Origin of the sequence: Paenibacillus terrigena DSM 21567 (genome assembly GCF_000374845.1) — a bacterium.
Taxonomy (GTDB): domain Bacteria; phylum Bacillota; class Bacilli; order Paenibacillales; family Paenibacillaceae; genus Paenibacillus_K; species Paenibacillus_K terrigena.
Genome location: NZ_KB895429.1, coordinates 1 through 21,361, shown reverse-complemented (window position 1 = coordinate 21,361; position 21,361 = coordinate 1). Strand labels below are relative to the sequence as shown.

The 21,361-nt window shown below is 48.3% G+C and carries 20 protein-coding genes and 1 rRNA gene; all 21 read left to right on the top strand.

From position 1 onward, the window contains the following. The first annotated feature begins 38 nt into the window (after positions 1-38). Positions 39-932, top strand: a complete 894-nt coding sequence (locus C558_RS0127210) for a carbohydrate ABC transporter permease (protein ID WP_018759462.1) — start codon at positions 39-41, stop codon at positions 930-932. Between the two features lie 16 nt (positions 933-948). Next, positions 949-1,830 (top strand): carbohydrate ABC transporter permease, encoded by an 882-nt coding sequence (locus tag C558_RS0127205; RefSeq protein ID WP_018759461.1) that lies wholly within the window; start codon positions 949-951, stop codon positions 1,828-1,830. Positions 1,831-1,839: 9 nt separating this feature from the next. Next, a complete protein-coding gene (locus tag C558_RS0127200) occupies positions 1,840-3,636 on the top strand; it encodes a sensor histidine kinase (protein WP_018759460.1) in 1,797 nt (598 codons plus the stop codon). After that, positions 3,633-4,826, top strand: coding sequence for a response regulator (locus C558_RS0127195; protein ID WP_018759459.1), 1,194 nt, complete (start codon positions 3,633-3,635; stop codon positions 4,824-4,826). The genes C558_RS0127200 and C558_RS0127195 overlap by 4 nt, the downstream gene beginning before the upstream one ends. A gap of 268 nt (positions 4,827-5,094) precedes the next feature. Then, the gene (gene nadB / locus C558_RS0127185; protein WP_018759457.1) at positions 5,095-6,711 is read left to right on the top strand and encodes an L-aspartate oxidase; all 1,617 of its coding nucleotides are present in this window, start codon (positions 5,095-5,097) and stop codon (positions 6,709-6,711) included. Beyond that, the gene (gene nadC / locus C558_RS0127180; RefSeq protein WP_018759456.1) at positions 6,704-7,570 is read left to right on the top strand and encodes a carboxylating nicotinate-nucleotide diphosphorylase; all 867 of its coding nucleotides are present in this window, start codon (positions 6,704-6,706) and stop codon (positions 7,568-7,570) included. The genes nadB and nadC overlap by 8 nt, the downstream gene beginning before the upstream one ends. A 2-nt stretch (positions 7,571-7,572) precedes the next feature. Beyond that, positions 7,573-8,343, top strand: coding sequence for a type III pantothenate kinase (locus C558_RS0127175; RefSeq protein WP_018759455.1), 771 nt, complete (start codon positions 7,573-7,575; stop codon positions 8,341-8,343). Between the two features lie 28 nt (positions 8,344-8,371). Further along, positions 8,372-9,265 (top strand): Hsp33 family molecular chaperone HslO, encoded by an 894-nt coding sequence (gene hslO / locus C558_RS0127170; RefSeq protein ID WP_018759454.1) that lies wholly within the window; start codon positions 8,372-8,374, stop codon positions 9,263-9,265. A 78-nt stretch (positions 9,266-9,343) separates the two neighbouring features. Continuing rightward, on the top strand, positions 9,344-10,306 hold the full coding sequence (locus tag C558_RS0127165; RefSeq protein WP_018759453.1) for a peptidylprolyl isomerase: 963 nt from the start codon (positions 9,344-9,346) through the stop codon (positions 10,304-10,306). 223 nt (positions 10,307-10,529) lie between these two features. Continuing rightward, complete coding sequence (gene cysK / locus C558_RS0127160; RefSeq protein WP_018759452.1) at positions 10,530-11,468, top strand: cysteine synthase A; 939 nt, start codon at positions 10,530-10,532, stop codon at positions 11,466-11,468. Between the two features lie 203 nt (positions 11,469-11,671). Then, entirely contained in the window at positions 11,672-13,225 is a 1,554-nt protein-coding gene (locus C558_RS0127155) for an anthranilate synthase component I family protein (RefSeq protein ID WP_026264166.1), read from the top strand. 215 nt (positions 13,226-13,440) lie between these two features. After that, a complete protein-coding gene (pabA, locus tag C558_RS0127150) occupies positions 13,441-14,031 on the top strand; it encodes an aminodeoxychorismate/anthranilate synthase component II (protein WP_018759450.1) in 591 nt (196 codons plus the stop codon). Between the two features lie 3 nt (positions 14,032-14,034). Then, positions 14,035-14,976 carry an aminotransferase class IV gene (locus C558_RS0127145; RefSeq protein WP_018759449.1) on the top strand — a complete coding sequence of 314 codons (942 nt, stop codon included), beginning with the start codon at positions 14,035-14,037 and terminating at the stop codon, positions 14,974-14,976. A gap of 1 nt (position 14,977) precedes the next feature. Continuing rightward, positions 14,978-15,829, top strand: a complete 852-nt coding sequence (folP, locus tag C558_RS0127140; RefSeq protein WP_018759448.1) for a dihydropteroate synthase — start codon at positions 14,978-14,980, stop codon at positions 15,827-15,829. Positions 15,830-16,124: 295 nt separating this feature from the next. Continuing rightward, positions 16,125-16,487 carry a dihydroneopterin aldolase gene (gene folB, locus C558_RS0127135; RefSeq protein WP_018759447.1) on the top strand — a complete coding sequence of 121 codons (363 nt, stop codon included), beginning with the start codon at positions 16,125-16,127 and terminating at the stop codon, positions 16,485-16,487. Positions 16,488-16,815: 328 nt separating this feature from the next. Beyond that, positions 16,816-17,361: a 2-amino-4-hydroxy-6-hydroxymethyldihydropteridine diphosphokinase gene (gene folK, locus C558_RS0127130; RefSeq protein WP_018759446.1), complete on the top strand. Its 546-nt coding sequence runs from the start codon at positions 16,816-16,818 to the stop codon at positions 17,359-17,361. Beyond that, complete coding sequence (locus tag C558_RS0127125) at positions 17,313-17,528, top strand: helix-turn-helix domain-containing protein (protein WP_026264165.1); 216 nt, start codon at positions 17,313-17,315, stop codon at positions 17,526-17,528. The genes folK and C558_RS0127125 overlap by 49 nt, the downstream gene beginning before the upstream one ends. A 30-nt stretch (positions 17,529-17,558) precedes the next feature. Continuing rightward, positions 17,559-18,575 carry a tRNA dihydrouridine synthase DusB gene (gene dusB, locus C558_RS0127120; RefSeq protein WP_018759444.1) on the top strand — a complete coding sequence of 339 codons (1,017 nt, stop codon included), beginning with the start codon at positions 17,559-17,561 and terminating at the stop codon, positions 18,573-18,575. 244 nt (positions 18,576-18,819) lie between these two features. Further along, positions 18,820-19,296, top strand: coding sequence for a transcription elongation factor GreA (greA, locus tag C558_RS0127115; RefSeq protein ID WP_018759443.1), 477 nt, complete (start codon positions 18,820-18,822; stop codon positions 19,294-19,296). Positions 19,297-19,406: 110 nt separating this feature from the next. Further along, positions 19,407-20,915, top strand: a complete 1,509-nt coding sequence (gene lysS / locus C558_RS0127110) for a lysine--tRNA ligase (protein ID WP_018759442.1) — start codon at positions 19,407-19,409, stop codon at positions 20,913-20,915. A 369-nt stretch (positions 20,916-21,284) separates the two neighbouring features. Then, a 16S ribosomal RNA gene (locus C558_RS0127105) occupies positions 21,285-21,361 on the top strand; the annotation flags it as partial.

The following is a 21,361-nucleotide window of genomic DNA, read 5'->3' as shown; positions in this document are numbered from 1 at the left end:
TTCGTTGTCGACGAGAGGGACTGAAGGAGGCGGAAGCCTTGAACGTATTAAAAGTATCTGGATGGGTCATTGCAGCATTCGTGCTACCGTGTTTGCTCCTGTATGTATGTCTCGTATTTATTCCGATTCTCGTGTCCATCTACAGCGGTATGCTCGATTGGAACGGGATAGGCGCTTCGAAGTTTATTGGAATCGCCAACTATACCAAAATGTTCACGAACGATTCCGTATTCTGGCCGGCATTAGGCCGAACGTTCCTATTAGCTGGGTTTTCCATGCTTGTACAAGTACCTATTGCTTTGTTCGTCGCGATTTTGATCAGTCGTTATGTTCGTAGACCTAATTTTCTCGTATCCAGCTATTTTCTACCCGTCATTCTGTCGGTCGTTGTGATCGGTCAGCTGTGGAAGACGATCTATAACCCAGCGTCTATGGGGGGAATGATCAATCAAATTCTTATTGGGCTGGGTCTCGATTCGTGGACTCACTCTTGGCTAACTGAACCGAAGGTTGCGATATTCGCTGTCATCTTGGTTAGTCTGTGGCAGTATTTGGGGTATCACATCTTGATTCAATTTACTGGCATTCAGAACATTCCGGCTGACATTTATGAAGCTGCCAAAATCGATGGCGCCGATGGCTTCAAGGCCGATCGATATATTACACTACCTATGATCGTTCCGATATTCAAAATTTCTGTCGTCCTAGCGTTCATCGGCTCGCTACAATCCTTCGATCTGATTATGGTCATGACGGGCGGTGGACCGGCACATGCCACCGATGTCATTTCCAGCCATATGTACAATATGTCCTTCTTGTCGATGAAATACGGGTACGGTAGTGCCATTGCAACATTCTTGGTGTTCGTCTGCATGCTTGCAACCGTGATCATCAACTTCCTGTTCAACCGATTAGACAAACGATACTCGTAAGAAGGAGGTGCTCCCGATGAGCCAATCCGTAATCACTCCGGCTGTGAAACCCGTTATTGCTAAGCGGCTTCGTGGCTACTCGATCAAAAAAACGATTGTATTTATCTTGTTCGGCATTCTCCTTGTTACGCAGCTGTATCCATTGCTATGGTTGCTCATTTATTCACTTAAGACGAATGAAGAAATCTTATCCGGCAGCTTCTTTGCCTTCCCAGCGATATGGCAATGGGAGAACTACACCAATGCGGTAGCTGGCGGCAAGTATTGGAGCTATCTATCGAACAGTTTATTGGTGACTTCGATTACGATGGTAGGCGTTATTTTTCTCTCTTCCTTAGTGGCATTTGCGATTACGCGGTTTCGTTGGAAATATGGCCAGGCGGTTATGCTGGTCTTCTTGCTGGGGATGATGATCCCGATGCAGGGGACACTGCTCCCTCTGATGGTCATATTTAAGAACGTGGGGATTCTGAATACGCATTTATCCCTGATCTTGCCGTATATTGCATTTCAGACGCCAATCGCTGTCTTTATTCTGAGTGGCTTCATGAAGACAATCCCGCATGAAATCGAAGAATCAGCCATTATGGATGGTGCGGGGGTATTTCGGATATTCCGCAGTATGATCTTACCGGTATCCATTCCACCGATCATGACCGTATGTATCCTAACCTTTATTAACATTTGGAATGAGTATATCTTGGCAGCGACTTTCATTTCTTCGGAAAAGCTAAAGACGCTTCCCTTCGGCGTATATAGCTTCGTTAGCCAGTACTCCGTGAATTATGGAGCGATCGGGGCATTCCTTGTACTCGGCGCATTGCCGGTCATTGTTATCTATTTCTTGCTTGCGGAGAAGATCACCAAAGGTATGGTCGCTGGCGCAGTAAAAGGGTAAGATGTAGCTATGAAAAGTTACAATTCGATCCATGGCCGCTTGTTCATGATTTTCCTGTTTAGCATGCTTGGTCTGCTGCTCATTGTAAGCCTGGTCTATTACCAGCGGGCGACGGAGCAGATCAGGGATAAAGTTAGCGTCGTTGCTGAGAAAAATATATCACAGACCGCAGGTCTGTTCGACCTCATGCTCAAAGGCTATGACGGTGTAACCAAATCGCTGAACAGTAACAATGAATTAATGAGATTGCTTCATGCCCAACCGACGGCTGCGTCAGTGGCTGCGGTGAATATGGAGCATCGCATCACCGATATTCTTGGGGTCGTGTTCTATTCACGTAATGATATTGTAGGCATACATGTGATCACGGATCAGGGGACCGTCTTCAGCTTTGATCGTTCGATCCGAACAGAAACGATGGGATACGTGGGGCAGCCTTGGTATTCCGAGCTCAAACAGTCGACTGGCGAGATGAAATGGCTTGGCGTATATCCGCAATCCCTGATGAGCAGCGATATCGACCGGCCTGTTTTTGCCTTTGGTCGTCAATTGTTCGATTTGAGCAGCTTGAAGCCCATCGGGCTTGTGTTGATTGAAGCTGACGCCAGTGCCATCTTATCTGCACTCTCCAATGCGAGTCTTGCACCCGGGAGCAGCGTGATGATCCGAGGGGCTGACGGCAAAGAAATTATTCGTACGAAAGCTGTGAAGGAGGATATGAATATTATTCCGCCGGACTGGCCGGGGGATATCAAACCGAATACAGTCGCTGTTCGCGAATGGAATCAAGCGTTAGTTACCGCAGCGCGGATTAATATAGCCCATTGGACGGTCATTGGCGTCACGCCTGATCGCGAACTGAAATTAGAAGTCAAAGAAACACAGCAATTTCTGCTCACAGTCATCATTGTGCTTGTCCTGGTAGCTACAATTGTGGCAACATTCGTATCCCGTTCTTTTTCATATCCATTCAAACGTCTGATCCAGCAGATGAAGCAGGTGGAGCTAGGGAATTTCAATGGGAAAGTGCATGTCGATTCGTACGATGAGCTGAATGTGCTCGTTGGTTCGTTCAACCGCATGGTCTATCAAATGGATGAGCTGATTGAGCGGATCAAGCTTGCTTCGATTAGTGAGAAGAATGCGCAGCTTCAAGCGCTGCAATCTCAAGTGAATCCTCACTTTTTGTTCAATACGCTGGATATGATCTATTGGATGCTGGATGAGCGGGAGAATGATAGGCTCGGGAAGGTCATTCTAGCGTTATCTCAAATTTTTCGTTACAGCAGTGATTGGGAAGAAGCTTCCCGCGTCAAGCTTCGAACGGAGCTGGATCAACTACAGCATTATTTGACGATCATTGAGACGAGGGTCGGAGGACGCGTGCAGACGGTGATTGAAGTCGAGGAACGCTGGCTCGATGCCGAGGTACCGAAGATGATCCTACAGCCCATTGTGGAGAACGCTGTAAAGTATGGACTCGAGCCGCTAAGCCGACAAGGCATATTGAAAGTCTACTCCAGGCAAACGGAAGATCGGCTGGAAATCGTGGTTCAAGATAATGGGCTAGGCATCGATGAGGAAGCGTTATCCCAGTTGTCTCGGCTTCTTGCAGGCACACCGATGCTTGAGCTGGATCCAGAAGAGACAAATATGCGACGCGGCATAGGGCTTCTGAATGTGCATCGTCGTATCCGGTTAATGTATGGTGATCATTATGGCATCCGTGTAGAAAGTGTCCGAAACGTAGGAACGACGGTGATTGTCTCGTTCCCAATTCCTGAGAAGGAGGAACTGGAAGCATGAATATTCTAGTCGTGGACGATGAGCTTATCATTCGAGAAGGGATCGAACGTACGATTCATAAGAATTTTCCGGAGCACCGCGTCTTTCAAGCAGCCAACCCTGAAGAAGCTGTCGACTTGTTAACGAATGTTCCGATCATGCTGGTCCTTACCGATGTTCTGATGCCAGGGATGACAGGCCTCGAGTTGATGGAGATCTCTCGCAAACGCCATGCTCACATCAAATGGGTGGTAATTTCCGCCTATTCTGAATTTGCGTATGCCCAAGAAGCCATTCGGCTTGGAGCCAAGGATTACTTACTAAAGCCGATTGGTAAAGAGATCTTGGTAAGCAAGATCCAAGAGTTAACGGAAGAAATTTCGCATGAAAATGAAAGAACGCAGGAAACCCAGCTATTGAAGCGGAACTTGCGATTTTGGAGGGAAGGGTTGCTCACTCGTTGGGCTGCTGGTCTAGATATTGGCGGGATCGATTTAGCTCCGATTACGGGCAATTATCCGCATTTCCATTTGGTTATGGTACGGCTGGAGAGCGACTCGAATAGGAAGCTGGAGCATTTCATCGTTGAGAACGTACTCACGGAATTGATTGATATGGCGGGTAAAGGGTTTGTCGCCAATATGGATACGAAAAGCCTGTTAGGCCTTGTGACGTTGAATCATGAAGAAGGACTTAACCCGCTAATTGAGCAATTGCGGAGCCATCTGAAACGGTATTTGAAGATCCCTTTTCAAGTTCTCTACTCGGGACGGATTTCTGATGTAGAAGGTGTCCCTAAGCAAGTTCAGCAAATGGTTAAGAACTCTGCATCGCAGGTCTATGATCATTATGCGACGGGCGGCGAGCATGCAGTAAATGTAGCGCTCCAATATATTCTTGCACACTATGCATCAGAGCTGTCACTGGAGAAGGTGGCATCGGTTATCTATTTGAACCCGGTCTATTTCAGCCAACTGTTCAAACAAAAGACGGGAAAAGGCTTCAAAACGTATGTTACCGATATCCGGTTGGATCGTGCGATGGCCATGCTGCGGGAGTCGGAGCTGAAGGTGAGTGAGGTTGCTGAGCGGGTGGGCTACCCGGATGTCCGGCATTTCTCCCAAATCTTTCGGAAAAAAACAGGGCTTACCCCTTCTGAGTTTCGTGCGCATGAGCCTTGCTCTATCAATTGTAATGCCCAACATGAATAGTAATCACCGAGAGAGCGCCTAGAAGGTGCTCTTTTTTGCTGCGTTTTGCATATTAAAACTTTGTGAAGAAGTATTTTGGATAAGGGGTTTATTTATGCTCTCAACAGCATTAAAATAGATACAGTTTCATGCGGAATGCTTGGAAGTGATTATTCCAAGCTTATATGTGATAAAAAGAACATCATTGAACAAGAGATGAAGAGCATAAATAAAATCCTACAGGATGCGACATCGCAGCACTCTAGTATAAGGATAGGTGGGAATGAAGATGATTCCACAGTATTTGGTTGATTTTTCTCTACAAGATTTACCGAGAATCGATACGGATGTTATTGTCATTGGCGTTGGGATTGCAGGGCTTTTCACGGCGATTAAAGCCAGCGAGCAGAATCAAGTGATTATGATCACGAAGAAATCGCTGATGGACAGCAATACGCGTTATGCCCAGGGCGGTATTGCAGCGGTCATCGCAGATGATGATTCGCCGGAATATCACCAGGAAGATACGTTAACAGCTGGGGCAGGGCTTTGCTCCGAAGAGGCGGTTCATGTGCTGGCTCATGAAGGGCCGGAAGGGGTCCGGCAGCTCATGAAGATGGGTACGGAGTTCGACCTGGAGGATGGCGAATTGGCGCTAACGAAGGAAGGGGCGCACAGCCACCGCCGTATTCTGCATGCCAACGGGGATGCGACGGGATTTGAGATTGTTCGTGCGTTATCGGAGAAAGCCAAAATCAATCCAAAGATTGATATCTGGGACGACCATTTCGTGATTGATTTAATAACACATGATGGCGAAAGCATCGGCGTACTAGCTCAGAAACCAGATGGCAGTCGTGTATTTGTTCAGGCAAAAGCAACGATCCTGTGTTCAGGCGGCGCAGGGCAATTGTACCGTTATACGACGAATCCTGATGTGGCGACAGGCGATGGAATCGCCATGGCATATCGGGCTGGCGCCTATATTCAAGACATGGAATTCATTCAATTTCATCCTACATCCCTCTGTTATCCGGGTGCTCCAAGGTTTCTCATCTCCGAAGCGGTACGCGGAGAAGGTGCTTACTTGCGAAATATAAAAGGCGAGCGATTTATGGACAAGTACCATCATCAGTTGGAGCTTGCCCCTCGTGATGTTGTTGCTCGTGCGATCGTGAGTGAAATGGAGGAGACGAATTCTACATTTGTATTCCTCGATATTACCCATGAATCCGAAGCCTTCATTAAGCATCGCTTCCCAACCATCTATGAGACTTGTCTGAAATATGGGCTAGATATGGCTGCGGATTGGATTCCTGTGGCTCCGGCTGCCCATTATACGATGGGAGGCGTGCAGACGGATCTGAACGGCGAGACGAATTTGAAGCGGCTTTTTGCCTGCGGTGAAGTGTCTTCGACAGGTGTCCATGGAGCGAATCGTCTAGCGAGTAACTCCTTGTCCGAAGCGATTGTATTCGGCCGTCGGATTATCGAACGTATCAATGCGTTGTCACCACAGGCCCAGGTTTCAATGGATATCTCCTTTACGGAAGACCGCAAGGAGGTGCCAAGCCAGGCCATCGTAGAACGACGGTTGAAGCTGCAGAAGGTGATGGTGCGATATGCCGGATTACGCCGTCATGCTGCGGGGCTGCTCAAGGGTCTGGATGAATTAAAACGGCAATATCCGATTTATCATACATGCTTAACCAAACGTGAAGAATATGAATTTGCCAACATGCTGACATGCGCAACACTCGTGACGGAATCCGCATTATGGCGCGAAGAAAGCCGCGGTGCGCATGCTCGTGAGGATTACCCTGAGCGTGATGATCTGGCGTGGCACAAGCATACCGTGTGCCGCCGCAATCATGGCATTACAGAGGAGCGAATTGAACATGTTTAATGTATATAATCAGGCACTGCGCGACCAGATTCGCGCATGGCTTCAGGAGGATATCGGGACGGGTGACGTAACGACAGCCTTCACGATCCCAGTTGGTGCACAGTCCAAGGGCATCATCCACGCTAAGGAAGCGGGTGTGATCGCAGGGATTCCTGTGGCTCAGCTTGTATTCGAAATCGTGGATCCGACACTGACATGTTATGCGCAGGTGGAAGATGGGCAATATGTTGATAAAGGTACGACACTTATTATTGTTGAAGGCAGTACGCATAGTATTTTGACTGGGGAACGCCTAGCTTTGAACCTCATGCAGCGTCTTTCGGGGATTGCGACGAAAACTCGTAAGTTCGTGGATGCGCTAGAGGGGCTTCCAACACGTCTTGTCGATACGAGGAAGACAACACCGGGCCACCGTGCACTAGAGAAGTATGCTGTGCGCGTTGGTGGAGGCGCTAACCATCGCTTCGGGTTGTATGACGCGGTCATGATCAAGGATAATCATATTAAGGGTGCAGGCGGTATTATACCGGCCGTCGAACGAGCGCGTATGAACATTCCCCATACCATGAAAATCGAAGTTGAGGTCGAGGATTTCGATCAACTCGAAGAGGCATTGCAAGCGAAGGCGGATATTATTATGTTCGATAATATGAGTCCATCGCGCATGGCGGAAGCGGTACGACGGGTGAAATCGCGTGCGCCGCATATTGTGACCGAGGCATCCGGAGGAATTACGCTTGAGAGTATTCGTGAGAAAGCAGAGAGCGGCGTTGAAGTCATCTCTGTCGGCGGATTAACGTATTCGGTTGCAGCCTTGGACATTAGTCTAGATCTAAATGAGAAGAAGGCGGAGGCATAAAAGTGATATTGGTTATCGATGTAGGGAACACGAATATCGTATTGGGACTCTATCAAGATCGTGAACTGCTGCACCATTGGCGGTTAAGTACGAATCGGTCTGCAACGGTAGATGAATATGGCATTCAAATTCATAATTTATTCCGAATGGGCCGTGTGGAGACGAGTGCGATCGATGGGGTGATTATCTCATGCGTCGTGCCGCCGATCATGGGTACACTGGAGCATTTGTGCGAGACTTACCTTGGTAAGACGCCGCTCGTTGTTGGACCTGGCCTCAAGACGGGACTCAATATTCGTTACGAAAACCCACGTGAAGTGGGGGCGGACCGTATCGTGAACTCAGTCTCCGCGATTGAACAATATGGCGGGCCACTTATTGTAGTCGATTTTGGTACAGCGACGACCTTTGATTACATTGATCAGAAGGGTAATTATTTGGGCGGAGCGATCGTTCCGGGTCTAGGCATTTCAACGGAGGCTTTGTATCAACGTGCTGCCAAGCTGCCGAGAATCGACCTATCGAAGCCGAAATCCGTCATCGGGCGTAACACCGTCCACTCTATGCAGGCGGGGATTATCTACGGTTATGCGGGGCAAGTCGATGGGATCGTTGAGCGGATGAAAGCCGAGACAGGTGAGAACCCTAAAGTCATTGCCACAGGCGGACTAGCGGCGCTTATCGCGAAGGAGTCACGATCGATTGATGAGATTAACTCCATGCTGACATTAGAGGGCTTGCGTCTCATCTATCAACGAAATCAGCATGCATAATAGGAAATACAGAGCAGGAGGTACGAACATGACAGAAGCAGGACAACAGAAAGATTATTTGATTCGGGGTACAGCCTATAACGGAAAGGTGCGTGTATTTGCTGTACGGACGACACAACTGGTGGACGAATTGAGACGCCGTCATGGTACCTATCCGACTGCAACAGCGGCACTTGGACGTACGGCATCGGCAGCTGCCATGATGGGTGCGATGCTCAAGGGTGAAGAGAAGCTGACGATTCAAGTGAAAGGGAACGGACCTCTCGGACAGATTGTAGTCGATGCGAATGCGTATGGTGAAGTTCGCGGTTACGTGAACAATCCAGATGTTCATTTGCCGAGCAATGCGCAAGGGAAGCTGGATGTTGCTGGTGCAGTAGGACGCGAAGGCTTCATCTACATGATTAAGGATTTGGGGCTTAAGGAGCCTTACCGTGGCAGTACGCCGATTGTCTCAGGTGAGCTCGCGGAAGATTTTACGTACTATTTTGCCAAATCAGAACAGACGCCTTCTGCGGTAGGACTTGGCGTTCTCGTGGATACGGACGGATCTGTTATTGAAGCTGGTGGATTTATTATTCAATTATTGCCGGGATTAACCGATGAAGAAATTACGAAGATTGAGAATGCACTTGGTGTGCTTCCGACGGTAACGACTTTGCTTAATCAAGGAATGGATCTCGATGAGATGCTGCGCCAGATCGTGGATGATGTGCAGATTATGGATCAGATGGACATTCAGTTCCGCTGCCAATGCTCGCGCGATCGGGTAGAGACGACATTGCTCAGCCTTGGAAAATCTGAGATTGAACAGTTGATTGCAGATGATGAACAAGCCGAAGTCATTTGCCACTTCTGTAATGAGCCGTACCAATTCAACCGTGAAGAGCTCGCTGCTTTGCTCGAGCGTGCCACGAAATAAGAAGCATGACGAGGTGTACCACCTGCTAGATCAGTCTTGAAGTACGATGGAAAAGGATATTGGGGAAGAATGACAAGGATGGAGAAAGGCCTTTGGGTTTCTGTTACGGTGCTGGTAGGTTGTGTTGTTATTTTATCATGTATTATTCTGCTTCGATTGTCGGCGTCGGAGACGAAGCAGCAGGAAGGTTCAGACGCCTCGTCACAGCGTGAAGATTCATTGCCATCCTCGAGCATAATTGCTCGGCTTGGAGGTGATTCCATCACCGAAGGGCAGATGCAGCACGAGCTGTCGAGGAAATATGGCGTGCAAATGCTGCATGACATGCTGAAGGAGAAGGCTGTTGATCAAGAGGCAGTGCTTCTAGGCATTGAAGTGACACCCACAGAGGTGGATCAAGAGCTGAAGCGTGTGGTGGCTGGGTACGAAGATGAGGAAGCCTATTATAAGCTGATGCTTGAGCAAGCTGGGTTAACACGGGCTGGCGTACGTGATGATATCTATCGCGGGCTACTCATGGATAAGATTATGATCGCTTATGCGAATGTTCGGGAAGACGAGATTAACGACTATATTTCGGCCAACCCGAAGGTATTCCATGCTCCTGAGCAGCTTAACATCTCTCAGATCATGGTGAATACGAAGAAAGAAGCTGAGGAAATCCTGGAACAACTTGCTGATCATGCTGATTTTGCATCATTAGCAGAACAATATTCAACGGATGTCTTCTCGTCGGATCAGGGTGGCGAATTAGGTCTTATTGATGTGGATGATCCCTTTACGGACCCTGTTATTCTTGCCTCTGCCAAGCGTCTTGAGGTTGGGCAAGTCGATGGTCCGGTCAAGCTCAAGCAAGGATACGCGATTATCCAGTTGAACGGCAGAATAGCAGCGCGATCGATGAGTGATGAGGAGTCTCGCATCGTGGCGCGCAAAGAGATTGCACATACGAAAGGAAAGTCTTCGCAAGAAATCGAGCAGGATCTCCTTGAGAAATATGGGGTGGAAGTCTTGGATTCGAAATATCTGGCGATCCAATGAATAAGTGCTCTGTAAATACGATATCGTATTTACAGAGTATTTTTTTGTGCCTAGTAGGCAATTCAGGCGTGGATTTTGGGTATATGCCTGTTATTTTAAAGATCTGGTACTTTTTTCATGTATTGTGTTGACAACCGCTTTACTGGTTTGATACTATGATATTAATTTAAACCTACTGAATTAGTCGGAAATAATAAATTGATGAATACTGGGAGGCATTATCATGGCTAGAATCGTACAGAATGTTACGGACCTTATTGGAGATACACCTCTTGTTCGCCTGAATCGCATTGTGCCTGAAGGCAGTGCAGAGATTTACGTGAAGCTGGAGTATCAGAACCCAGGCTCCAGTGTGAAAGACCGTATTGCGATTAACATGATTGAAGCAGCTGAGAAAGAAGGCCGTATCAAACCAGGCGACACTATCATTGAGCCTACGAGTGGTAATACAGGGATTGGACTTGCGCTTGTCGCAGCAGCGAAAGGCTACAAAGCGATTCTTGTTATGCCAGAGACGATGAGTCTTGAGCGTCGCAACTTGCTTCGCGCGTATGGTGCAGACTTGGTGCTAACACCGGGTGCGGAAGGAATGAACGGTGCCGTTCGTCGTGCGGAAGAGCTCGCTGCCGAGAATCCCAGCTATTTTATTCCTCAACAGTTCAAGAACCAAGCGAATGTTGAGATTCACCGTCTAACGACAGGCCCTGAGATTGTTGAAGCGATTAACTCGCTTGATGGTCAGTTGGATGCCTTCATTGCAGGGATCGGTACAGGCGGAACCATTTCCGGCGCAGGTGAAGTCTTGAAACAGAACTTCCCGAATATTCGCATTGTTGCGGTTGAACCATCGGCATCACCAATTCTTTCTGGCGGTAAACCAGGACCTCACAAGATTCAAGGGATCGGAGCGAACTTCATTCCAGAAATTCTAAATCGTGAGATTTATGATCAGATCATTACGGTTGAGAATGATGATGCGTTCGAACTAGCGCGTCGTGTTGCGAAGGAAGAAGGGATTCTAGTCGGTATATCTTCCGGTGCAGCGATTCATGCGGCATTGAAGGTTGCAGCTGAGCTAGGAACAGGCAAACGTGTCGTTGCGATCGTCCCAAGTAATGGCGAACGTTATCTCAGCACACCGTTGTTCAATTTCGAGAACTAATCTTAAATTGATCTATTGCGAAAATATAAATGATAACCCTCCTGCGATTCGATATGCAGAGAGGGTTATTTGCACAAATAGAACATGGTATACTAGCAACCATATAAGAAGACATTCGAATCGAGCTTCGAAGTCGTGGTGCGATATCGCGGTATTCGGAGTTCGTCCATATAGACCGTTCGCAGGGGGACAAGATCGTGAAGATGACAATGACGACAAGGGAGCAATGGAAAGAATGGAGTGCAGCGTATTCGGTGCTGCCGATGGTGCGCAGATTCCCATGGCATGAAGCGGAGCGGGGTATCGTATCATGGCGCAAGGCTTGGGAGGCTGCAAGTGAGTATTCTTTCGTTCTTGAGAGTGGGAAAGTTGGACGATACACCTTCTTTGGCCTTGCACCGACTTCGGTTATTCGGGGGAAGGGAGATCTGGCGGAGACTTCCGAAGGGGTTAAGCTGGAAGGGGCACCTCTATCTGTTCTGAAGAAATGGATGGCACCTTATCAGGCTCCAACGATCGAAGGCGCGCCGAAGTTCATTGGGGGCTGTGTAGGGTATCTCAGTTATGATATCGTTCGTTCCCTAGAGCGACTTCCGTTATATGCAGCAGATGATCTGGATCTGCCCGATTATGTGTTCATGCGGATGGATGAGGTCTGGATCGTGGATCATGAGGCACAGGAACTGATCTGTGCGGTGCATATGCCATGGGATCGAGATCGGAATTCGAAGGACAAGCTTAATTCGTTGTATCTCGCAGCGGAAGAGCGTATAGAGCGGATGAAGCGATTATGGGATGAACTGGTGGACCAAGGCGTTGGATCGGAGGAAGAGACGCGTATGAGGCGATTGGCGATGTTTCAAGAAGAAGGTCAATCGTTACTTCAGGGCGCAGGTACACTTGAAGGGATGGATACGGTATTCCCACGGGCCGATTTCGAAGAAGCCGTACGTCGAATCCAACAATATATTGGACAAGGGGATGTATTCCAGGTTAATCTATCGCTTCGTCAGAGCATGAGGGTAAATTCCTCACCGGAGCAATTATACGAGTGGCTGCGTCTCGTGAACCCCTCCCCTTATATGGGAATGCTTCGCTTCCCTGATTTTCAGATCGTCTCCGCATCACCGGAGCTGCTCGTGAAGCTAGAACAGAGACGTGTGAGTACACGGCCTATCGCAGGGACAAGACGGCGTGGGCACACGGAAGAAGAAGATCTTCAGATGGAAGAGGAATTACGTACGAATGAGAAGGAGCGGGCAGAGCATATTATGCTTGTCGACCTAGAGCGTAATGATCTTGGGCGTATCTCACGTTATGGGTCTGTTCGGGTTAGTGAATTGATGGCCATTGAACGCTATTCTCATGTAATGCATTTGGTGTCAGAGATTGAAGGCGAGCTTGCAACAGGCAAAGACGCTTATGATATCCTGGCCGCGACATTCCCGGGTGGGACGATTACGGGGGCGCCGAAAGTACGTACGATGGAGATTATCGAGGAGCTCGAGCCCGTTCGCCGCGGGCCGTATACCGGATCTTTTGGGTGGATTGACTATAATGGGAATATGGAATTTAATATAATTATTAGAACGGTGACGCTTAAAGATGCGAAGGCGCATATTCAGACGGGAGCAGGGATTGTTATTGATTCGGTCCCCGAACGGGAATATGCAGAATGCCTGAATAAAGCGAAAGCGATGTGCAAGGCGATTCAGCTGAGTGAGCTTGAAGCGAACACTATATTGAGCAAGAGCTAGGAGAGGTAGTTCAAAAAGTTATCTTTTGATCACGAAGTAGTTCGAGAAGTGATTCTACATCGAATCTTGCGTTCATCCTCGAAGTCAGGTACTCATGTAGGTTTTGCCTACACTCCGTTTCCTCCTTCTTCGGATTCACGCAACCTTCTCGGTGCTGAAAAGCCAACTTTTTGAACACGCATGATTTAGAACGAGTTGAGAGGAGAAGAGATGAGATGATTTTAGTAATCGATAACTATGATTCCTTCACGTATAACTTGGTGCAGTATTTAGGTGAATTGGGTGAAGAGGTGGTCGTACACCGGAACGATGAGATTGATATCGCAGGGATTGAGGCGTTGAAGCCTGATCATATCTTGATCTCACCGGGGCCATGCACACCGAATGAAGCGGGCATCAGTATGGAGGTTATTGCATATTTCAAAGGTAAAATACCGATTCTTGGCGTGTGCCTCGGTCATCAATCGATTGGACAAGTGTTCGGCGGCAACGTCATTCGTGCGGAGAAGTTGATGCACGGGAAGACGTCGGAGATGCACCACAACGGTGCAGGCTTGTTCGAGGGACTGCCCTCGCCGTTCACGGCAACCCGCTATCACTCGTTGATTGTGGAGCGGGAATCGCTTCCGGATTGTCTGGAGATTACAGCCGAGACAGCGGACGGCGAGATTATGGGATTACGGCATCGCGAGTACCCAATTGTCGGCCTACAATTTCACCCCGAGTCGATAATGACGGACCACGGGCACCAGATGCTGAGCAATTTCTTGCGATTACGCGTCGGCGCACCGACGGGTGAAGCGTAAACGATGCAGCTCATCGGATTTAACGGTCGTATCGTTTCGCCGCAAGAGGCCATGATCTCGGTACTGGATCATGGCTTTTTGTACGGACTCAGCTTGTTCGAGACGTTCCGCACCTATGGCGGACGTCCGTTCCTGCTGAGTCGCCATTTAGACCGCCTCGCGGATGGCTGCCGCGCGGTCGGGATCGAGCTCCCGCGCGACGCACAGCTCGCGCAGGTCCAGCGCCACGTCGCCGAGCTGCTGCAGGCCAGTGGCCTGCGCGACGGCTACGTGCGCTACACCGTCACGGCTGGCGATGCTGCGCTCGGCCTGCCGGAGAGCACGTACACGACACCGAACGTCGTCGTGTACGCCAAGCCCTTGCCCACCGCCGCACCGCTGGCGGCCAAGGGCAAAGCCCTACAGCTATTGCGCACGCGCCGCAATAGCCCAGAAGGCGATGTGCGTCTCAAATCCGCACATTACATGAATAACATCCTCGCTAAGCGTGAGCTCGGTGAGACCCCTTCGGCCCGCGCGTCGCACGGCGCGCCCGCCGAAGGCTTAATGCTGAACGCCGCAGGTCACGTCACCGAAGGCATTGTCAGCAATGTCTTCTTTGTGAAGAACGGCGTGTGCTGTACCCCTGCGATCGATACTGGCATTCTGCCCGGCATCACGCGCGGCTTCGTGCTGGAGCTGGCGCAGCAGGCAGGCATCGCTGTGGAAGAGGGATATTATACGTGGGAAGCCCTTCTCGATGCCGATGAAGTGTTCATCACGAATTCGATCCAAGAGATTGTACCGATTCATACCCTGTACGACCTCGAAGGCGTCAGGTGGCGTGCCGAATCTCGTCAGCCGGCAGGCAATCCAGGGCTTATGGAGTCATCTCGTACCATTACGCTTCAATTACACCAGGCCTATCAACAAGCGATAGACCTACATATAAAGGCGGGACAATAACATGCAACCAACCATCTATCATCGACAATATTCGCTCGGTCCCTCCTCATTAACCCTTGGAACCCGGACACAAATCATGGGAATTCTGAATGTGACGCCCGATTCCTTCTCGGACGGTGGACGTTATAACGCCATCGATGCTGCAGTTGCCCATGCGAAGCAGCTTGCGGCCGAGGGTGCGGACATCATTGACATCGGTGGGGAGTCGACACGCCCTGGGTTTGCTGCCGTACCATTAGAGGAAGAACTGGAACGGGTTATCCCCGTGGTTCACGCTATCCATGCAGCAGCGCCAGAGATTATCCTGTCTGTGGATACGTACAAAGCTGAAGTTGCCCGACAAGCGCTCGAAGCCGGCGCACATATCATTAATGATGTGTGGGGATTCAAACGCGATCCGCAAATGGCTGCCGTCGCTGCGCAAGCGGGTTGTCCGGTGATTCTCATGCATAACCGAGAAGAACGGGATTATCGCCACTATATGACTGATATTTTGAATGACCTTCGGGAGAGTATTGCGCTTGCTCGCGCTGCTGGTGTAGCGGACGAGCAGATTATCGTCGATCCAGGGATCGGATTTGCCAAGGATTATCAGGAAAACTTATATTTCATGCGTCAGCTGGATCAGCTGCATGAACTTGGGTATCCGATTTTGCTCGCAACCTCCCGCAAACGATTTATCCGTACAGCGCTTGATCTTCCCGTCGATGATGTCGTGGAAGGAACGGCAGCTACCGTTGCTTTTGGTATCGCCCAAGGCTGTCAGATCGTGCGCGTGCATGATGTACGGAAGATAAAGCGAACTGTCGATATGTGTGATGCGATGCTATACGCCGCAGAGCCGACTTACTAATTCCCTTATAGAAGTTGTTCAAAAAGCCATCATTTGATCACGAAGTCATTCAAGAAGCATAATCAACATCGAATCTTGCGTTCACCTTCGAAGTCCGGTACTCATTTAGGTTTCGCCTAAACTCTGTTCCTCCTAAAAGTTTTTCGAAGAAAATCTCGCTACGGAAGCATAGGCCCTTCAGGTTCTCGCAACCTAAGCATACGCTTTCGATGCAGTTTCCTCTGGAAACTTTCAGGTGCTGAAATGCCGACTTTTTGAACACGCACTTACAACCCACCCTTAAGGAGCTGAAATGATGGATACAATGACATTAACGCGCATGGAGTTCTACGGTTATCACGGCGTGTTCGAAGAAGAGCGTAAGCTAGGCCAGCGTTTCTACGTTGATCTGGAGATGAAGATGGACCTCTATCCAGCTGGATCAACCGATGATTTGACTGCATCCGTGAATTACGCCGAAGTGTTCTACACGGTCAAAGAAGTGGTCGAGACGAAATCTTTCCAACTTATAGAAACTTTGGCGGAAAATATTGCATCTACCGTACTCGCCACTTATACTAAGATCAACGAATTGACGGTGCGTGTCATTAAGCCGCATCCGCCCTTTGACATTCATTTTCAAGGCGTTACAGTTGAAATTTGTCGCCCAAGACGTTAGATTGATGTGTAGAGGTAGTTCAAAAAGTCATCATTTGATCACGAAGCAATTCAATAAGCATAATCGACATCGAATCTTGCGCTCACCTTCGAAAACTTATGCTTACGAAGTATGTTTCCTTTGGAAACATTTCAGGTACTCATTTAGGTTTCGACTAAACTCCGTTCCTCCTAAAAGTTTTTCGAAGAAAAACTCGCTACGGAAGCATAGGCCCTTCAGGTTCTCGCAACCTAAGCATACGCTTTCGATGTAGTTTCCTCTGGAAACTTTCAGGTGCTGAAATGCCGACTTTTTGAACACGCATGTATAGAAAGTGAGAATATAGCCAATGACTTATTCCAACCCCTCGGATCATTCTGAGGTTTATATTGCTTTAGGGGCTAATTTAGGGGACCGTGAACACACGTTGATGACGGCGATTGAGCTGCTAGACCGTCATCCGGCGATCACGGTTCTGCGTGTGTCATCCATGTATGAGACAGACCCGTTTGGTTATGTGGATCAACCTGCATTTCTGAATATGGCGCTTGCCGCTAGCACTAGCCTTGAACCCGATGCCCTGCTCCGAGTATTAATGGAGACAGAGAAGGAACTGGGTCGTGTCAGAGATGTGCGCTGGGGCCCGCGTACGCTGGATTTAGATTTTATTCTAATGAATAATCAGCTGTTTACTTGGAACTCTGAGACATTGATTCTTCCTCACCCAAGGATGCACGAGCGACTTTTCGTGCTGACTCCGCTCTCAGACATTATCCCTGCAGGACCTCTGCACGAATTCGTACAGGATGCTATGGATAAACTGGAGGGAAAGGAAGGCGTTCGCCGTTGGAGAACTATCAATTGGCACAGCGGATCCGAGCATTCCGCAAATTAAAAAACCTTACGCAGCAGCAGCTTGCGGACCGTATGGATATCTCTGTCGCCGTACTTGGCGCCATTGAACGCGGTAACCGCAGACCTGAAGAGACTCTGCTCATCCGGATTTCAGAACATCTTGGCATTACAATGGAAGAATTAACGGGTGCGATGAACACGCGATAAATATGGCAATTCTAGAAAGAGGTTATGATTATGCTTAAAATCGGCAATATCGAGATGAAGAACCAAGTTGTGCTTGCCCCTATGGCTGGCGTGTGTAACCCGGCTTTTCGTCTTATCGCCAAAGAATTTGGTACCGGTCTGGTATGCGCGGAGATGGTTAGTGACAAGGCCATTCTGCATGGCAATAAAAGAACGATTGAAATGCTCTACGTCGATGATCGTGAGAAGCCGTTAAGCTTACAGATTTTTGGCGGAGACCGTGAATCGCTTGTCGAAGCGGCGAAAGTTGTCGATACGCAGACCAATGCCGATATTATTGATATTAATATGGGATGCCCAGTGCCGAAGATTACCAAGTGTGATGCAGGCGCACGCTGGCTCCTCGATCCGAATAAAATTTATGAGATGGTATCCGCCGTTGTTGATGCAGTGCAGAAGCCTGTTACGGTGAAAATGCGCATCGGCTGGGATTCCGATCATATCTATGTTGTAGAGAATGCGAAAGCAGTAGAACGTGCAGGCGGTCAAGCGATCAGCGTGCATGGACGTACGCGGGAGCAATTGTATACGGGCAAGGCTGACTGGGCATATATTAAAGATGCCAAACAAGCGGTATCCATTCCAGTAATCGGGAACGGGGACGTAGCTACACCAGAGGATGCCAAGCGGATGCTCGAAGAGACGGGCTGTGATGGCGTGATGATTGGTCGCGGCGCACTCGGCAATCCGTGGATGCTATATCGTACGGTTGAGTACTTGTCGAGTGGGATTTTGTTGCCTGATCCATCCGCACAAGAGAAGATCCGGATTGCGATTCTTCATATGGACCGTCTTGTTGCCTTGAAGGGCGAATCGGTTGCGGTCAAAGAAATGCGTAAGCATCTGGCATGGTACCTCAAGGGATTATCGGGTGCTGCGCGCATCAAAGACGTTATTATGGAAGAAACGCGTCGGGACGAAATGGTACGAATTTTAGAACATTTTGTCGAATCATTAGACCAAGTCGATCAAGCTGCCTCAGTTGAAGGCGAAAAGGCCGTTCACTAGACAAATCGTGACTTTTTCGCGAATAAAGCGGTTTCATAGGGTGGAGCAAGTGTCATTGACATTTCGGTTGGCTTCCCCTATAATTCTGCATTAGTAAATTTGACTCGGTTTTAGAAGTACGTCCTATATGATTCAAGTCATCATGATTTCCGAGCGAAATATATTTTTAAATAAGAAAGTGGATTCGTATCTGCAATCGTATCGGGTGCGAAAATCTCTCACATGACAGGAGAATCGGTGAAAAATGAGCGATAAAGAAGTAATTCTGACCCAAGATGGTCTGAAACGGTTGGAGGAAGAATTAGAGAACCTAAAATCCGTGAAGCGCCGCGAAGTCGCAGAACGGATCAAGATCGCAATTGGCTACGGCGATATCAGTGAGAACTCCGAATATGAAGATGCGAAGAACGAACAAGCATTTATTGAAGGACGTATTATTACGTTGGAGAAGCTGCTTCGCAACGCGCGCATCATTAACAAGGATGAGATTGATGTGGATACAGTAAGCATCGGTTCCAAAGTTGTTGTGGAGGATTTAGAGTTCGGCGATTCGATGGAATATTCCATTGTCGGTACAGCAGAATCCGATCCGCTTCAGAACAAGATTTCGAATGAAAGCCCAGTGGGCAGAGCGATCCTTGGCAAGAAAAAAGGGACCGTAGTTGATGTTAACGTTCCAGCGGGCATTATCCAATATAAAATCGTAGATATCAAAAAGTAAACTCGAATTTCGTGTAGAAACGCTTTCTGTCCACAAAAAGGACGCCGAAGGCGTTTCTACTTGCTATAATAGGGTATAACGTTTGAGCTAATGAAGGAGATGACACAGGAATGTCGGAAGAAATAGTAAGCCAGGAAACCGAACTTAGTGAATTGCTTCAGATTCGTCGCAACAAATTGGACGAGCTGCGTAAGTTAGGGATCGATCCATTCGGCAAGAAATACGTGAGAACAAATACAGCGAAGGAAATCCTAGATGCATATCAAGATGTGAGCAAAGAAGATCTTGAAGCGCAAACTGTTGAAGTTAGTCTAGCAGGTCGTATTATGGCCAAACGCGGCATGGGTAAAGCAAGCTTCGCCCACATTCAAGACTTGAGCGGCAAAATCCAAATCTATGTGCGTCAAGATACGGTACCTGCTGAGAAATATCAAGGATTCGATATTCTTGATCTTGGCGACATCGTAGGTGTAACAGGCACCGTGTTCAAGACGAAGACAGGCGAGACTTCTATCAAAGTGAAGGATCTCGAGGTTCTGTCGAAATCTCTATATCCGTTGCCGGATAAATTTGCAGGATTGAAAGACGTAGATCTTCGTTATCGTCAACGTTATGTTGATTTGATCATGAGTCCGGATGTACAGCAGACATTCATTTTACGTTCCCGTATTATTCAGTCGATGCGTCGTTACCTCGATAGCAAAGGATTCTTGGAAGTGGAGACACCGACACTGCATACCATTGCTGGGGGTGCCGCAGCACGTCCATTCATTACGCATCACAATGCGCTTGATATGGAATTGTACATGCGTATCGCAATCGAGCTTCACTTGAAACGTCTAATCGTCGGTGGCATGGAGAAAGTCTATGAGATTGGCCGCGTGTATCGGAATGAGGGGATTTCGACTCGCCACAATCCAGAGTTCACGATGATCGAATTGTACGAAGCGTATGCGGACTATGAGGATATCATGAACTTGACGGAGCAGACGATTGCACATATCGCACAAGAAGTACTTGGTACCACAACGGTTGATTACCAAGGACAAGAGGTAAACCTGGCTCCGGGCTGGCGTCGTGTATCCATGGTTGATGCGGTGAAGGAAGCCGTGGGTGTAGACTTTAAGCAAGAGATGAGTCATGAAGAGGCGCACCGCCTTGCCAAAGAACATAAAGTTCCTGTGGAGCCGCATATGTCGGTTGGTCATATTTTGAATGCGTTCTTCGAGCACTTCGTGGAAGAGACGTTGATTCAACCAACGTTCATTACAGGACATCCGGTTGAAATTTCGCCGCTTGCGAAGAAGAATGAGCAAGATCCGCGCTTTACGGATCGTTTCGAGCTATTCATCGTGGCGCGTGAGCATGCGAATGCATTTACGGAGTTGAATGATCCAATCGACCAACGTGAGCGTTTCGAAGCGCAATTGCGTGAGAAAGAACAAGGTAATGACGAAGCGCATGAGATGGACAATGACTTTATCCGTGCATTGGAATACGGTATGCCACCAACAGGTGGACTGGGTATCGGGATTGACCGTCTTGTGATGCTGCTTACGAATGCACCATCCATTCGTGATGTGCTGTTATTCCCGACGATGCGTCATTCGGCGGAGTAGTTTGCAGTGATAAGGAGCAATCTTGGAGCGTACGCGTTCTAAGGTTGCTTTCTCTTTTTTAGAATGATTTAGTTTGTAAAATAATACCTGTTGCATCAAACTTCGTGTCCGTGCTATATTAATATTCCGCCCAAGAGAGACGGGCCAATAATATATCGCAGCTTATCTTCTTTAAAAGAGATTTTAAAAAAGATTCAAAAAAAAGCTTGCATTATGAAATCAAACATGATATATTATAAAAGTTGCTGCTGAGAACAACGGCGACAACGAGAAAGACATTGATCTTTGAAAACTGAACAACGAATGATTGAAAGAATACATGAGATCAGTAATGATCTCGCTAGCAAGTTTATGAGCAAGTCAAACACTTTATTGGAGAGTTTGATCCTGGCTCAGGACGAACGCTGGCGGCGTGCCTAATACATGCAAGTCGAGCGGAGTTATTC

Bases quoted from the DNA above. Each gene is read 5' to 3' on its own strand.
- C558_RS0127205 (WP_018759461.1), top strand. From the start codon at position 949: ATGAGCCAATCCGTAATCACTCCGGCTGTGAAACCCGTTATTGCTAAG.
- C558_RS0127200 (WP_018759460.1), top strand. From the start codon at position 1,840: ATGAAAAGTTACAATTCGATCCATGGCCGCTTGTTCATGATTTTCCTG.
- C558_RS0127195 (WP_018759459.1), top strand. From the start codon at position 3,633: ATGAATATTCTAGTCGTGGACGATGAGCTTATCATTCGAGAAGGGATC.
- nadB (WP_018759457.1), top strand. From the start codon at position 5,095: ATGATTCCACAGTATTTGGTTGATTTTTCTCTACAAGATTTACCGAGA.
- nadC (WP_018759456.1), top strand. From the start codon at position 6,704: ATGTTTAATGTATATAATCAGGCACTGCGCGACCAGATTCGCGCATGG.
- hslO (WP_018759454.1), top strand. From the start codon at position 8,372: ATGACAGAAGCAGGACAACAGAAAGATTATTTGATTCGGGGTACAGCC.
- C558_RS0127165 (WP_018759453.1), top strand. From the start codon at position 9,344: ATGGAGAAAGGCCTTTGGGTTTCTGTTACGGTGCTGGTAGGTTGTGTT.
- cysK (WP_018759452.1), top strand. From the start codon at position 10,530: ATGGCTAGAATCGTACAGAATGTTACGGACCTTATTGGAGATACACCT.
- C558_RS0127155 (WP_026264166.1), top strand. From the start codon at position 11,672: ATGACAATGACGACAAGGGAGCAATGGAAAGAATGGAGTGCAGCGTAT.
- pabA (WP_018759450.1), top strand. From the start codon at position 13,441: ATGATTTTAGTAATCGATAACTATGATTCCTTCACGTATAACTTGGTG.
- C558_RS0127145 (WP_018759449.1), top strand. From the start codon at position 14,035: ATGCAGCTCATCGGATTTAACGGTCGTATCGTTTCGCCGCAAGAGGCC.
- folP (WP_018759448.1), top strand. From the start codon at position 14,978: ATGCAACCAACCATCTATCATCGACAATATTCGCTCGGTCCCTCCTCA.
- folB (WP_018759447.1), top strand. From the start codon at position 16,125: ATGGATACAATGACATTAACGCGCATGGAGTTCTACGGTTATCACGGC.
- folK (WP_018759446.1), top strand. From the start codon at position 16,816: ATGACTTATTCCAACCCCTCGGATCATTCTGAGGTTTATATTGCTTTA.
- dusB (WP_018759444.1), top strand. From the start codon at position 17,559: ATGCTTAAAATCGGCAATATCGAGATGAAGAACCAAGTTGTGCTTGCC.
- greA (WP_018759443.1), top strand. From the start codon at position 18,820: ATGAGCGATAAAGAAGTAATTCTGACCCAAGATGGTCTGAAACGGTTG.
- lysS (WP_018759442.1), top strand. From the start codon at position 19,407: ATGTCGGAAGAAATAGTAAGCCAGGAAACCGAACTTAGTGAATTGCTT.